The sequence below is a fragment of the Serratia plymuthica NBRC 102599 genome (assembly GCF_001590925.1).
Classification (GTDB): domain Bacteria; phylum Pseudomonadota; class Gammaproteobacteria; order Enterobacterales; family Enterobacteriaceae; genus Serratia; species Serratia plymuthica.
The window spans coordinates 72,701-86,865 of record NZ_BCTU01000033.1 but is presented as its reverse complement, the minus strand read 5'-3'; the positions used below and the strand labels follow the sequence as shown (position 1 = coordinate 86,865).

Here is a 14,165-nt window from a genome sequence, read left to right as displayed (position 1 = left end):
CGTCAGGCGTTCGCTGACAAAGTCGATAAAGCTGCGCAGGCGGTTGCTGACCGCACTGTCGCTGTAATACACCGCATTGATTGGCATCGCTACCGGCAGGGTCTCTTTCACCAAAATCGGCACCAGATTGCCGCGTGCTATATCCGCATCGATCATAAAATCCGACAGGCAGGCAATACCGTTACCGTGCAGGCACAGATGACGCTGGGTTTCACCGCTGTTGGTGGTCAGCCCCGGCGTGATTTCCAGTTGACGGCCGTCGGCACAGGCCAGCGGCCAGCGGTTCAGGCTGGGCAGATCGTTAAAACCGATACAGCAATGCCGTTCCAGCGCCTCTACCGTCTGCGGCGTGCCGTACTGCGCCAGATAGGCGGGGGAGGCCAGCACGCGCCGATAGCTGGTCATCAGCTTGCGCGCCTTCAGGGTGGAGTCGCTCAGTTCACCCACGCGGATGGCGATATCCACCTTACGTTCAATCAGGTTGATAAAGTTCTCTGAAGACACCAGCGACAGCGACATCTCCGGGTAATGAGCTCTGAACTCCGCCACCAGCGGCGTCAATACGTGCAGCACCACCGGCGTAGCGGCGTCGATACGCAGCAGCCCTTGTGGACGCCGGCGGCTTTCCATCAGCGCATTTTCTGCCGCCGCCATATCGTTCAGTACCTTCTGCACCTGGCGGAAGTAGTTTTCCCCTTCCTGCGTCAGGCTGATTTGCCGCGTAGTGCGATTTAGCAGCGTCACGCCCAGCTTGGCTTCCAGTTTCTTGACCGTGCGGCTGACCACCGAGTTGGCCTGATCCAGCCGCTCAGCCGCCCGGCTGAAACTGCCGCTTTCCACCACGGTGACAAAAGTGATCAACTCATCAGAATTGGCCTTCATTGTTGCTCCATTGGCAAAATTAATTTGAAACTTTGAGCATTTTTATCATTTAAGCATGAGCAGATAATAGCCGTCATCAACCTGAATGCTATTTGGAGTAAATAAACATGCCTCTCGCATTACTTGCATTGACCATCAGTGCCTTTGCTATCGGCACCACGGAGTTTGTGATAGTCGGCTTGATCCCGACCATCGCAGAGCAACTTGGCGTTACCGTGCCCTCGGCAGGGCTGTTGGTAACCATTTATGCTATCGGCGTAGCGATTGGCGCACCGGTGCTGACGGCATTGACCGGCCGCGTGCCGCGCAAGCTGTTGCTGATCGGCCTCATGGTGCTGTTCACCCTCGGCAACCTGCTGGCCTGGCAGGCACCAGGCTATGAGTCGCTGGTGGTTGCCCGCCTGCTGACCGGCCTGGCGCACGGCGTATTCTTCTCAATCGGCTCTACTATCGCGACCGGCCTGGTGGCGAAAGAGAAGGCTGCCTCGGCGATCGCCATCATGTTCGGCGGCCTGACCGTGGCGCTGGTGACCGGGGTGCCGTTGGGGACCTTTATCGGGCAGCACTTCGGCTGGCGCGAAACCTTCCTGGCGGTGTCACTGATTGGCGCTCTTGCCACTGTGGCCAGCATCATTCTGGTACCGAACAATATCAAGAATCAGGCCAGCGCCAGTATCGGCGAGCAGTTTAAAGTGCTGACCCATCCGCGTCTGTTGCTGATCTACGCCATCACCGCCCTCGGTTACGGCGGCGTGTTCACCACTTTTACCTTCCTGGCGCCGATGATGCAGGAACTAGCGGGTTTCTCCGCCCCGGCGGTGAGCTGGATCCTGCTTGCCTATGGCATTGCGGTGGCTATCGGTAACATCTGGGGGGGCAAACTGGCAGATCGTCATGGTGCCGTGCGCGCGCTGAGCTTTATCTTTGCCGCATTGGCCGCTCTGCTGCTGGCGTTCCAGTTCACTGCCGGCCACAGCATTGCCGCGTTGATAACGGTGATCGTCATGGGGGTGTTTGCCTTCGGCAACGTTCCGGGTTTGCAGGTGTATGTCGTGCAGAAAGCCGAGCAGTACACGCCGAACGCGGTGGATGTGGCTTCCGGTCTGAATATTGCGGCATTCAACGTGGGCATTGCGCTGGGGTCGGTGATTGGCGGCCAGACCGTTGCTACCCTGGGATTGGCGCAAACGCCGTGGATTGGCGCGTTGATCGTGCTGGTGGCCCTGTTGCTGGTTGGCCTTAGCGGGCGTCTGGATAAGAAGTACCAGCAGCAGCCTGCCTGATCCCCATGCTCTCACGCTATTCAGGCCCGCAGTTCATTTTGCGGGCCTTTTCGCATTTATCACTCATCGCCGCTAACCTTTACATACATATACTGTCAGAACATTGAATTCCCTGTTTCAGGCCCCTATAACTGAAAAGGATATACCCCGTAAAAGCCATGCTGTCAGGTGAGGGCAGGCGTATAATCGATTCATTGTTGGCGGGAATGTCACCGTCAGTTTCATCCTCATGGGAAATAGGCGAATAGCGTGCCGAAACGAACTTATGCAATGAGGTATGTTGCAGGCCAGCCAGTTGAGCGAATTTTCCCTGGTGCCGTCAACCAGCCGCTGCCGCCCGGGGCCGCATTGCCCACGGCGGGCGCGTTGCGGGTAATGGTGTGGAATATCTTTAAACAGCAACGGGCGGACTGGCTCTCGGTGCTGAAAAACTATGGCAAGGATGCACAGCTGGTGCTGTTGCAAGAAGCGCAAACTACGCCTGAACTGGTGAGCTTTGCCACTGCCAACTATCTGGCGGCCGATCAGGTGCCGGCATTTGCGCTGCCCCAACATCCTTCAGGCGTGATGACGCTGGCGGCGGCTCACCCGGTTTACTGCTGCCCGCTGCGTGAGCGTGAACCGCTACTGCGGTTAGCCAAGTCGGCTTTGATTACCGTCTATCCGCTGTTTAACGGCCAACTGCTGATGGTGGTAAATATCCATGCGGTGAATTTTAGCTTGGGTGTGGACGTATACAGTAAGCAACTGGGTCCAATCGGTGAGCAAATTGCTAATCACCATGGGCCGGTGATCATGGCTGGGGATTTTAATGCCTGGAGCCGCAAACGCATCAATGCGCTGTATCAGTTCGCCAGCGATATGGCGCTGCGCGAAGTGAATTTCACCGACGATCACCGCCGGAAAGCTTTTGGCCGCCCGTTGGACTTTGTCTTCTATCGCAATATGGGGGTCGCGGAGGCCTCCGTACTGGTGACCAGCGCTTCGGATCATAACCCTCTGTTGGTGGAGTTTCATCCTGAGGCAGACAAGCCGCACTGGTAATGAGCGCTCAGCATTCAGCCAATAAAAAAGCACCCGGAGGGTGCTTTTTTGTGCCGGAAATTTAGGTATCCGGCGTCATTTTGTTGCTTACAAACAAGGTCAGTTTCAGACCGGGTTGCAGGCTGTTGCCTTTGCCGAGCGTTGAATTCCAACGCATCACGTCGGTAATATCGACGCGATGACGACGTGCAATACTGGCAAGCGAATCACCTTTACGAACTTGATAGGTGATACTGCTGTTACTGTCAGTGTTGCTGGCCACTTGCAGGGTTTGCCCAACTTTTAAAGCGCTCTTGGCACGCAAGTTGTTCCAACTCTGCAAATCGCTGGTTTTGATATTCAACCGCTTGGCAATGCTCGATACCGTGTCGCCGGAGCGCACTTTATACGAGCTGCTACCAGACAAGCCGCTGTTCTTCGCCAACTGCGTCGTTGGCTGAGTCACCGCGATCTGGCCATCGGCCAGCGAGTCTTTCAGCTGATCGGCATTTCCTTTAGGAACCATAATGTAATGGGGCCCGTTGGGTGCCGTAACGCCTTTTTTGTAACCGGGGTTATAAGCTTTCATCTTGGTAATTGAAAGCCCAGCCATCTCAGCCGCCTGAGTTAACTGTATTTGCTGTCCGACATCAATACGAGCCAGCGCACGGGTGTTATCAGTCTTTGGCAGATTGATGCCGTACTGCTTGCTGTTTTTAATGATGTCGCTCAGCGCCAGCATTTTCGGGACATAAATTGACGTTTCACGCGGAAGCGACAATGCCCAGAAATTGGTTGGCTTACCCTGGCGTTTATTTGCCTTAACCGCTTGCATGACACGGCCTTCACCACTGTTATAAGCGGCAATGGTCAATAACCAGTCACCGTTAAACATGCGGTTCAAGTACTGCATCATATCAAGCGCAGCAGTCGTCGAGGCCACGACATCGCGTCGCCCGTCATACCACTGGTTGTTTTTCAAACCATAATTGCGACCCGTTTGCGGCACGATTTGCCATAGCCCTGCGGCGTTGGCACTTGACGTGGCGTGTGGGTCAAAAGCGCTCTCCACTATGGGTAGCAGTACCAGTTCCATCGGCATATTACGTTTCTTAATCTGCCCGACTATCCAGTACATGTACGGCTCTGCCCGTAATGTTACATCGTGGAGATAGCTCTTACTTTTTAGGTACTTTCTTTTTTGATCACGGATCCGGGAATTTTCCGGAACCTCCATCTTCAGCTCGTCGCTAATGAAGTTCCACAGGTTCTGTTGCGCGGCACCACTATTGTTATCTAGCCACCGCGCCGAGCTCGCTCGACCATTCGCTGTGTACTCTCCTGCTTCACCTTCTTGACCTGCCGAAGACAAACTCTGTGCATGCTGTTCTGGGGCCGGTGCATCCTGCCTGGATGACTGGCACCCCACTAGCAAGACTGAGGCGAGAAATATCGCTTTAGCCTTCATGTGTGTGTCAATATAGTTGCTTAAAAGACGAGCAATCATACTTTGCTTCGTCAAATAACACAACTAAAAGCTCAGAAGTTATCTTTCCGCAGGCGTAATTCGGAAAAAACCGAATGAAGATGGTCTGGTGGTGTATAAAAGCCTAATTTCTTTTGTAAATCAGTGTCATGGCATCGTAAAAATAGGTTAATTTTACGCTCTGTTTGTAGCCTTGCAGGGACGCTGGGCTGGCCTTTTGCCCTTAACGCTTCGACTTGTTGTTGATATGTTTCAATCTCTCGATCTTCCGGCAAAATAGCGCGCGCAAACTTAAGATTTGAAAGAGTATATTCATGCGCGCAGCAAATTAAGGTGTTATCGGGAAGTTGCGCGAGTTGTTGAAATGCGTTGTACATTTGCTCGGCCGTTCCTTCAAACAGCCTGCCGCAGCCGGCAGAGAAAATCGTGTCTCCGCAGAACAGATAAGGTGCGCTATAGAATGCTACATGGCCCAGCGTATGTCCGGGAACCGCGATAACGGCATATTGGCGGCCGTTGATTTCGATCGTTTCACCGTCATGAACGAGGTGATTTGCTCCTTTGTCGGCCGTTTCCTGCGGGCCATAGACCTTCAAGCCAGGATAGCGCGCCGCAATTTGCGCTACGCCGCCGACGTGATCGTGATGATGATGGGTCAGCAGAATGGCATCAGGCGTCAGATTCAGGCGTTCCAACGCGTCAAGCGCCGGTTGCGCTTCGCCGGGATCGACCAGGACGCAATGCCCTTGTTGGTTATCCAATAACCAAATGTAATTGTCCTGGAAGGCGGGAATGCTGATAAGATTCATGTTGGACCTCATGTTGGCAACGGCTTGAAAGAAGATAATAAATCATGAAACCAGCCCATACTCTAGAAAAGCTCGCCGGCCCACAGTCTTGGGCGGAAATGCCGTGGGGGGAATACTATCGTGAGGCGCTCGAGCGGCAGTTGCAACCCTGGTGGTCGAAGCTGTTCGGTTTTCACCTGCTGAAACTCGGTAACCTCAGCGCCAGCCTGGCGACCGACAAGTGCGCCATTTCGCATCAGGTGAATGTGAGCCTGAAAGGGGAAAATCTGCAGGTGCTGGCGGATGCTTACCAACTGCCGTTCGCCGCCAAATCGGTAGATGCCTGCCTGCTGGCGCATACGCTGTCTTATGCCGACGATCCGCACCGTATGCTGCGCGAAGTCGATCGCGTGTTGATTGACGACGGTTGGCTGGTGATCAGCAGTTTCAACCCGTTTAGCCTGTTGGGATTGGGCAAGCTGGTGCCCGGATTACGCCATCGTCAGCCCTATGTCAGCCGCATGTTTACCCAAATGCGCCTGTTGGACTGGCTCAGCCTGTTGAATTATGAAGTGCTGCATCAGGCGCGCTTTCATGTACTGCCGTGGCAGCGCAAAGGCGGGACGTTTTTAAGTACGCATTTGCCGGCGTTGGGGTGCATGAGCGTGATTGTCGCGCGTAAACGTACCTTGCCGCTGACGCCAACGCCGATGAAGGTAGGGGCCAGAAAACCGGCTCTCAGCCGCGCCGTCGGCGCGACCAAGAGTTACCGCAAGCTGCCTTAATTTTCCGGTTTGTAACCCACGTCATCCTGTGTGGGGTTGCCGGCCGCATCGCGCGCCAGCACGTCGCAGCGTTCGTTCTCCGGGTGGCCGGCGTGGCCTTTAACCCATTCCCACTTGATGGTGTGGGTCTGAATAGCCAGGTCCAACCGCTGCCAAAGATCGACATTTTTGACCGGTTTTTTATCGGCTGTTTTCCAGCCACGCTTTTTCCAGTTATGGATCCAACTGGTAATGCCCTGGCGCACATACTGGCTGTCGGTGCTCAGCGTCACTTCACAGGGGGCAGTCAGGGCTTCGAGCGCGACAATCGCCGCCATCAGCTCCATGCGATTGTTGGTGGTCAGGCGGTAACCCGCACTGAAGGTTTTCTCAACTTGCTTATAGCGCAGTATAGCGCCGTAACCACCGGGGCCCGGGTTGCCAAGGCAGGAGCCGTCGGTGAAAATTTCTACCTGTTTGAGCATCTCTGGTAGACTCTTCCTATCGGTTTTATAAAAGCCAAGTCTGACATAAACGAGCGCTGCGAGCACTGCAATATGATCTCTACAACCACCAGACAGATTGTCCTCGATACCGAAACCACCGGTATGAACAAACTCGGGGTGCATTACGAAGGCCACCGCATCATTGAAATTGGCGCAGTGGAAGTGATTAACCGTCGCCTGACCGGCCGCCACTATCACGTTTACGTCAAACCTGATCGGCTGGTGGATCCTGAAGCCTACGGGGTTCACGGCATCAGCGACGAGTTCCTGGCGGATAAGCCCACGTTCGACCAAATCGCCGATGAGTTCATCGACTTCATTCGTGGCGGTGAGTTAGTCATCCATAATGCGTCGTTCGACATCGGCTTTATGGATCACGAATTCCGCATGTTGCAGAAGGGGCTGCCGAAGACCGACACCTTCTGCACCATCACCGACAGCCTGTTGATGGCGCGCCGCCTGTTCCCGGGCAAGCGCAACAACCTTGACGCCCTTTGCGGCCGTTATGAGATAGACAACAGCAAGCGTACGCTGCACGGCGCATTGCTCGATGCCGAGATCCTGGCGGAAGTTTATCTGGCGATGACCGGCGGCCAGACGTCGATGGCGTTCCAGATGGAAGGTGACACGCAGCATAACGACTCGACGCAGGATATACAGCGCATTGTCCGTCCGGCGACGGCGATGAAAGTGGTCTATGCCAGCGATGCAGAAGTGGTGGCCCATGAGGCGCGACTGGATTTGGTGGCGAAAAAGGGCGGCAGTTGCCTGTGGCGTGCGGAAGCGGAATAACGGCGTTCCCGGCATGAAAACGCGCTTTTTAACCGCCTTAGCTGAAAAACTGCGCAAACGGTTAATTTCGTAAGAAAAAGGCATTGACGGAATAGAAGCTCAACCGTAATATGCGCCTCGTTCCTCTCGCAAGAGTTGAACGGCGCGGAGCGGTAGTTCAGTTGGTTAGAATACCTGCCTGTCACGCAGGGGGTCGCGGGTTCGAGCCCCGTCCGTTCCGCCAACATTAAGAAGCCCTGAGTTAGCAATAACTCAGGGCTTCGTTGTTTTAATCTTTGCTCAACTGCCTTTTAGCGAAGGTCACTGACTGATTGGCTGCCCATTCGCGGCGGGCAATGATCCGATAGCATCCCCCACCCAGTGCGGCACCGATAAACCAGCTAAAGTTCGCCACCTCATGCAGGCTGGGCGTAAAGCTGATCGCCAGCCCGATAATCACCGACGGCACCAGCGCCCAGATAGCGTTCGGGTTGAAACCGTTCTTATACCAGTAACGTCCCCCCGGCGTAGCGTTGTACAAATCGTCGACGTGCAGTTCGCCGCGTTTGATGATGTAAAAATCCACCAGCAGAATGCCGAACAGCGGGCCGATAAAGGCCGCCAGCACGTCCAGTGTGTAGTGGATCAGCTCGGGTGACTGAAACAGGTTCCACGGCGTCAGCAGGAAAGAACCCACGGCGGCGATCATCCCGCCGGTGCGGAAGCTGATTTTCTGCGGCGAACAGTTGGAGAAATCAAACGCCGGCGACACAAAGTTGGCCACGATATTGATGCCTATGGTGGCGACAATCATGGTCAGCAGGCCAAGGGCCACGGCGATATCGCTGTCGAGACGGGTGACGGTTTCGATCGGATCGGTGATCAACTGACCGAACAACGGCAGGGTGCCGGAAACGATCACTACGGTGACCAGCGAGAACAGCAGGTAGTTGAACGGCAGGCCCCAGCGGTTGCCGCGTTGCACCTCGGCAAAACTTTTACCGTAGCGGGTAAAGTCGCCGAAATTCAGCAGCGGGCCGGAGAAGTAAGACACCACCAGCGCAGTGGCGGTCAGCATCAGCCAGCCCTGCTCACCGGCGCTCAGGTTTTTGCTCGCCAGCGTGAGGGAAAGGTTGGAGAAACCGACGCGGTATACAATCCAGCCGGCCAACGCGAACATCACCACGTAAACCGCCGGTCCGGCGATATCGATAAAGCGCTTAATGGCCGCCATGCCGTGCCAGAACACCATCGCCTGCAACACCCACATGGTGATGTAACAACACCAGCCAAGCTGCGACAGCCCGAGGAAATGCGGCTGGGTCATCGGCTCCAGCGACGGGAAGAATTTCAACAACGTCAGCATCAGCGCATTGGAAGCCAGATAGGTTTGTATACCGTACCAGGCGAAGGCGATCATCCCGCGGATCACCGCCGGGATATTGGCGCCGAACACGCCAAATGCCTGGCGGCTCAGCACGGCGTAAGGCACGCCGCCGAGCTGGCTGGGTTTGGCGACCAGGTTGGCGCAAAACTGCACGATATAGATCCCCACCAGCAGGCAAATCAGTACCTGCCAGCTCGACAGACCGAGGGCGAAGAAGCTGGCGGCTACCACATAGCCGCCCATGCTGTGTACATCCGACATCCAGAAGGAAAAGATGTTGTACCAGCTCCAGTTCTGATCGCGCGTTGGCGCCAGATCGTCGTTACACAGCTTTGGGCTGTAATTTTCATTAGGGTTTGGCATAAATCGTGCTCCTCTCAAGAACGTCACCCGGATGTGGTTATCTGTTTTTTGGCAAAGATTGCTGAGAAGGCTTTTGCAGGATTCAGGCCAGATTGCTCTTTTTTGTATACAAAATATCTTAATCTTGTATACGATTTGATTCTCTAACGGTACAGGGAGCAGCAAAATGATCGGCACGACGATCGGCGTCAACGCCGCGTGGCTCGGGCAACAAGCCACTTATTTCACTGAAGATAAAGACGATCATATTTACAACGAGCTGGTGAAGGCGATTGTCGAACACCGGCTGCTGCCCGGCAGCAAATTGCCGGAAGAGGCGTTGGCGGAGACCTTTGGTGTCAGCCGCACCGGGATCCGGCGGGTGCTGCAGCGCCTTGCCGCAGTGCAGCTGGTTACCCACCTGCCCAAGCGTGGTGCACAGGTGACAACGCCGGGGCAGGATGAGGCGGTGAACGTTTTCCAGACGCGCAAAATGTTGGAGTGCGCCAATTTGCCGTCGGTGGTTGCCGCCTGTCGCGAAGAACATCTGCTGGCGATGGAAGGTATCGTGGCGCAGGAACAGCAGGCGCACCGCGATCAGGACGGCGCGGCGGCCATTCGTCTTTCTGCCGCCTTTCACGTTCAATTACAGGCGATCGCCGGCAATAACGTACTGACAGAAATGGTCTCGCAGCTCACGTTGCGCTCATCACTGGTGATTGCCGTTTACGGCGCACCCTGGCAGCAGGGCTGCCGCTGTCACGATCACAGCGATCTGCTGGCGCTGCTGCGCCGCAAGGACTGCACGGCGCTGGTGGATCACATGGCCCGCCATTTTGACGATATTGTGGCGAACCTGAGGTTTAGTCAGGGAGGAGATGAAACCCCTGATTTTGCCCGTATTTTTGCCAAAACCGGTTTGCAGGAGCCTTTATGACCGCCGATTGCGTAATTCAGGTTATCAACCCGAACACCAGCCAGGCCATGACGGCGACCATTGCCGGTGCCGCCCGCGCGGTGGCTGCGCCGGGCACCAAGATCCTGGCGGTTTGTCCGCCAGAGGGAGCGCCGTCGATAGAGGGACATTTCGACGAAGCGATTGCCGCGATCGGTGTTTTGCAGCAGGTCAAACTCGGTCGCGAAGCCGGCGTCAGCGGCCATATCATCGCCTGTTTTGGCGATCCGGGCCTGTTGGCGGCGCGTGAGTTGGCAAGCCGGCCGGTGGTTGGCATCGCCGAAGCGGCCATGCATATGGCGACGCTGGTGGCGACGCGTTTTTCTATCGTCACCACGCTGCCGCGCACGCTGATCATTGCACGCCACTTACTGCATCAATATGGGTTTGAGCGCCATTGCGCCGCGCTGCATGCTATCGATCTGCCGGTGTTGACGCTGGAAGATGGCAGCGGCCTGGCTCAGAAGAAAGTACGCGAACAGTGCATTAAAGCAAAGCAACACGACGGCAGCGGGGCGATCGTGCTCGGCTGTGGCGGCATGGCCGATTTGGCTCGTGAACTGACGCAGGAGCTGGGGATCCCGGTGATCGACGGCGTCAGCGCTGCGGTGAAAATGATCGAGTCGCTGCATGCGCTGGGCCTGAGCACCAGCAAGCACGGCGATCTGGATTTCCCGCTGGTCAAACCCTTGTCCGGCATGTTTGGCAGTTTTAACGGGTAATCGGCAGAGAGAAGCAGCGATGAAAGAGTATGACTTCAATAAAGAGTATCCCCGTGATTTGATGGGGTATGGCGGTCGGCCGCCGCACGCTCGCTGGCCGGGGCAGGCGCGTATCGCGGTCCAGTTTGTACTCAACTATGAGGAGGGCGCGGAAAACAACGTATTGCATGGCGACGCCGGTTCCGAACAGTTCCTGTCCGATATCATTGGTGCGGCCAGCTACCCCGAACGGCATATGTCGATGGAGTCGCTGTACGAGTACGGGTCACGCGCCGGGTTCTGGCGTATCCATAATGAGTTTCAACGTCGTGGCCTGCCGTTGACGGTGTTTGGCGTGGCGATGGCGCTGGCGCGCAATCCGCTGGTGGTCGAGGCGATCAAAAACGCCAATTATGATGTGGTCAGCCACGGCTGGCGCTGGATCCACTATCAGAATATGGACGAAGCGACCGAACGGCAGCATATGCAGCGGGCGATCTCGGTACTGAGCGATCTGTTCGGCAAGGCGCCGCTCGGCTGGTATACCGGCCGCGACAGCCCGAATACCCGCAGGCTGGTGGTGGAGCAGGGCGGTTTGCTGTACGACAGCGACTATTATGGCGACGATCTGCCGTTCTGGACCGAAGTGCAGTGCGCCAATGGCGAGAAAAAACCGCATCTGATCGTGCCCTACACGCTTGAGGCCAATGACATGCGTTTTGCTTCACCGCAGGGCTTTAATACCGGCGAGCAATTCTATACCTACCTGAAAGACAGCTTTGACGTGTTGTATGCCGAAGGGGAAATGTCGCCGAAGATGTTGTCGATCGGCATGCACTGCCGCTTACTGGGGCGTCCGGGCAAGTTCCGCGCGTTGCAGCGGTTCCTGGATTATGTCGAGCAGCACGATCGGGTCTGGGTGTGCCGGCGACAGGATATCGCCGAACATTGGGTGGCGCAGCACCCTTTCAAAAAATAACCCGTGCCGGCACGGGTCGATTGATGTGGGCGCCGTAGAGGCGCCCTCATCAGGATCAGAACAGCACTGAGTAGTTCAGGCCAAAGGTGCGGCCACGGCCTTTATAGCTATACAGCTCTGGTGAGCCGTAGGTTGGGCTGTAAAGGATCGGCGCGCGCTGGCCCCAGACGGTGGTGTAATTCTTGTCCAGCAGGTTTTCCACGCTGAAGCTGACTTTCCCCACCGGCAAAGCGTAGCTGCCGAGGAAATCGAGGGTGTTGTAACCGTTGATTTTACGGCCCTGTGTGGAGTTGGCCTTGGTGTAATCGCCATCATCCGAGACGTCGAAGGTCTGCTGTGATTGTAGTCGCAGGTTCCAGTCGCCTGGCGCCCAGCCGACATAAGCGGTGACTTTCGATGGACTGGCAATGTCCACCACCAGCTTTTTCCACTCGCCGTTGACATTGGTCTCGGAGCGGATCAGGTTGAAGTTGCTACCCGCGCTCCAGTCGCTGTCTTCGAAGAAGTAATCCACCGCGCCTTCCATCCCATAGATACGGCGTTTATCCGAGTTGACGTTAATCGTCATGTTGGTTTTGTCGATGGAAATGCTTTTGTCGGACAGTGAATAATAGGCGGCGATCTGCGTACGCAGGTTGTCACCGGTATAGCGCCAGCCAAGCTCGTAAGAGTTGACCTTAATGCCTTCCAGCTTGGAATCGGCGACGTTGACGCTGTTATACAGAGGGTAGTGGCCATTGATCGGCAGCTTGGAATAGGTGCCGTTACCGTAATATTTGCCCGGATCCGGGATCTCGAAGCCTTGCGAGAAGTTGAACCAGGTCTGTTGGCGCTCGGTCAGGTGCGCTAACAGGCCGGCATTGAACAGGGCGTTGTTGTAATCGGTTTTCCCACCCGGGATCGCATCGGCGGAAGTGGCTTTGCCGGTGGCGATATCCTGTTGCTGGTTATAGCCGACAAAATCATCAATCTTGTTTTCAGTATACTGGTAACGCACGCCGCCGCTCAGAGTGAAGATTGGGTTGATGTCGTAGCTGGCCTGCAGGAAGGATGCCAGGTTGGTGGTGGTATAACCCGGATAGCGGCCGGTGTTATAGGCGTTTTCCAGATCCATGCCGCCGGACTGCTGCGCCTTGGCCAGATTGAAGAACTGTTGGTTGGAGTTGAATGTCTCATGCTCGGCGTCGAGGCCATAGGTCAGCGTCAGGGCGTCAATCGGCTTGCTGTTCAGCGTCAGTTTGCCGCCGTAAAAATCGGTCTTCTGCTGTGAGGCACCGATGCTGGTGACCTTGCCGCTGGTCAGCGTCGGGAACGGGTAGAAGGTCAACGATTCGTCGCGATAATAGACCTGCGCCACCAGATCCTGGCCCCAGAAATCGGTGTTGGAGTATTGCAGGTTAATCAGGTGGCGTTCGGTTCCCGGAATACGATCCGAATTGAGGTTACCGCTGTTGTAAGCCTTGGCGCTGCCGGTCACTGCGGCGAAATTTTCTCCCAGGAACAGACCGTGGTCGCCGTCGGACTGGCTTTTGTAATACTGAGTGGTCAACTGCAGCTGCTGGTGGTCATCGATATTGATGGTGCCGCTGCCCATCACGTCGAGGCGATCGGAATATTGCAGCCCGGTTTGGGTGTTATCAATCAACACCTCATTGCCTTTGCCGTCGTACCAGCCGCCGTAACGCTGATAGGAGACCGACAGGCGGCCCGACGCGTTATCGTTGCCGCCGCTGACCGCTGCCGACACATTCTCGTCGTGATCGTTATGGCCGCCGAAACCGGTTTTTCCGCCTACCTGCAGCTCAACCTGTTTCTCTTTTTGCCCTTTCTTGGTGACGATGTTGATCAGGCCGCCGGTGCTGCCGCCGCCATACAGCGAGGTGGCGCCGGAAATCACCTCAATGTGTTCGATGTTGAACGGATCGATGGAGTCCAGTTGGCGGCTGTCGCTGCGTGAAGAGTTCAAACGCACACCGTCGATCATCACCATCATCGAACGACCACGCAGGTTCATGCCGTAGTTGGTTCGCCCCTGACCGCTGACGTCCATGCCCGGGATCAACTGCGCCAGCATGTCCTTGATTTCCTTGCCACCCTGAACCTGTTGCTCAATTTCCTGGCTTTCAATCACCCAGGTGGTTTGCGCCATCTCTGCCACGCTACGGTGCGAGCGGCTGGCGGATACCACCATTTGATCTTCGCTTTTTTGTTCTTCTGCCCAGGCCGCCGGCGCAAGCATCGCCAGCAGGCACGGGTTCAATACCCAAAGGTGTTTGCGTTTCATCGTTATTTTTCCAG

Annotated in this window: 13 protein-coding genes and 1 tRNA gene; 8 read left to right on the top strand and 6 right to left on the bottom strand. The window is 55.8% G+C overall.

From position 1 onward, the window contains the following. Positions 1-882 (bottom strand): DNA-binding transcriptional regulator YafC (gene yafC / locus SPL01S_RS21080; protein ID WP_063202660.1); only part of this gene is annotated, 882 nt, incomplete at its 3' end. Between the two features lie 107 nt (positions 883-989). On the opposite strand from yafC, the gene SPL01S_RS21075 reads away from it, so the two are divergent. Both SPL01S_RS21075 and SPL01S_RS21070 read left to right on the top strand, forming a co-directional pair. Continuing rightward, a complete protein-coding gene (locus tag SPL01S_RS21075) occupies positions 990-2,165 on the top strand; it encodes an MFS transporter (RefSeq protein WP_063202658.1) in 1,176 nt (391 codons plus the stop codon). Positions 2,166-2,414: 249 nt separating this feature from the next. After that, positions 2,415-3,209 carry an endonuclease/exonuclease/phosphatase family protein gene (locus SPL01S_RS21070; protein WP_073972089.1) on the top strand — a complete coding sequence of 265 codons (795 nt, stop codon included), beginning with the start codon at positions 2,415-2,417 and terminating at the stop codon, positions 3,207-3,209. Between the two features lie 61 nt (positions 3,210-3,270). On the opposite strand, the gene mltD is transcribed toward SPL01S_RS21070, so the two are convergent. Then, positions 3,271-4,656, bottom strand: a complete 1,386-nt coding sequence (gene mltD, locus SPL01S_RS21065; protein ID WP_170865750.1) for a murein transglycosylase D — start codon at positions 4,654-4,656, stop codon at positions 3,271-3,273. Between the two features lie 71 nt (positions 4,657-4,727). Beyond that, positions 4,728-5,483, bottom strand: a complete 756-nt coding sequence (gloB, locus tag SPL01S_RS21060) for a hydroxyacylglutathione hydrolase (protein ID WP_063202654.1) — start codon at positions 5,481-5,483, stop codon at positions 4,728-4,730. Between the two features lie 44 nt (positions 5,484-5,527). Here gloB and SPL01S_RS21055 point away from each other — a divergent pair, with 44 nt between their 5' ends. Next, entirely contained in the window at positions 5,528-6,247 is a 720-nt protein-coding gene (locus SPL01S_RS21055) for a class I SAM-dependent methyltransferase (protein WP_006323760.1), read from the top strand. Here SPL01S_RS21055 and rnhA read toward each other — a convergent pair. Beyond that, the gene (gene rnhA / locus SPL01S_RS21050) at positions 6,244-6,711 is read right to left on the bottom strand and encodes a ribonuclease HI (RefSeq protein ID WP_006323762.1); all 468 of its coding nucleotides are present in this window, start codon (positions 6,709-6,711) and stop codon (positions 6,244-6,246) included. The two genes, SPL01S_RS21055 and rnhA, sit on opposite strands and share 4 nt — an antisense overlap. A gap of 72 nt (positions 6,712-6,783) precedes the next feature. Here rnhA and dnaQ point away from each other — a divergent pair, with 72 nt between their 5' ends. Both dnaQ and SPL01S_RS21040 read left to right on the top strand, forming a co-directional pair. Beyond that, complete coding sequence (gene dnaQ, locus SPL01S_RS21045) at positions 6,784-7,524, top strand: DNA polymerase III subunit epsilon (protein WP_004948987.1); 741 nt, start codon at positions 6,784-6,786, stop codon at positions 7,522-7,524. 146 nt (positions 7,525-7,670) lie between these two features. Continuing rightward, a tRNA-Asp gene (locus tag SPL01S_RS21040) sits at positions 7,671-7,747 on the top strand. Between the two features lie 45 nt (positions 7,748-7,792). Here SPL01S_RS21040 and SPL01S_RS21035 read toward each other — a convergent pair. Then, positions 7,793-9,253, bottom strand: coding sequence for an NCS1 family nucleobase:cation symporter-1 (locus tag SPL01S_RS21035; RefSeq protein WP_063202652.1), 1,461 nt, complete (start codon positions 9,251-9,253; stop codon positions 7,793-7,795). 166 nt (positions 9,254-9,419) lie between these two features. Here SPL01S_RS21035 and SPL01S_RS21030 point away from each other — a divergent pair, with 166 nt between their 5' ends. From SPL01S_RS21030 to puuE, 3 genes are read left to right on the top strand one after another with little or no spacing between them, the layout of a single operon-like run. Continuing rightward, positions 9,420-10,169: a GntR family transcriptional regulator gene (locus SPL01S_RS21030; protein WP_063202650.1), complete on the top strand. Its 750-nt coding sequence runs from the start codon at positions 9,420-9,422 to the stop codon at positions 10,167-10,169. After that, positions 10,166-10,909, top strand: a complete 744-nt coding sequence (gene hpxA, locus SPL01S_RS21025) for an allantoin racemase (protein ID WP_063202648.1) — start codon at positions 10,166-10,168, stop codon at positions 10,907-10,909. The genes SPL01S_RS21030 and hpxA overlap by 4 nt, the downstream gene beginning before the upstream one ends. A 19-nt stretch (positions 10,910-10,928) precedes the next feature. Next, on the top strand, positions 10,929-11,867 hold the full coding sequence (gene puuE, locus SPL01S_RS21020; protein WP_063202645.1) for an allantoinase PuuE: 939 nt from the start codon (positions 10,929-10,931) through the stop codon (positions 11,865-11,867). A gap of 55 nt (positions 11,868-11,922) precedes the next feature. Here the strand turns inward: puuE and SPL01S_RS21015 are convergent, their stop codons facing one another. Next, the gene (locus SPL01S_RS21015) at positions 11,923-14,151 is read right to left on the bottom strand and encodes a TonB-dependent siderophore receptor (RefSeq protein ID WP_063202643.1); all 2,229 of its coding nucleotides are present in this window, start codon (positions 14,149-14,151) and stop codon (positions 11,923-11,925) included. Positions 14,152-14,165 lie beyond the last annotated feature (14 nt).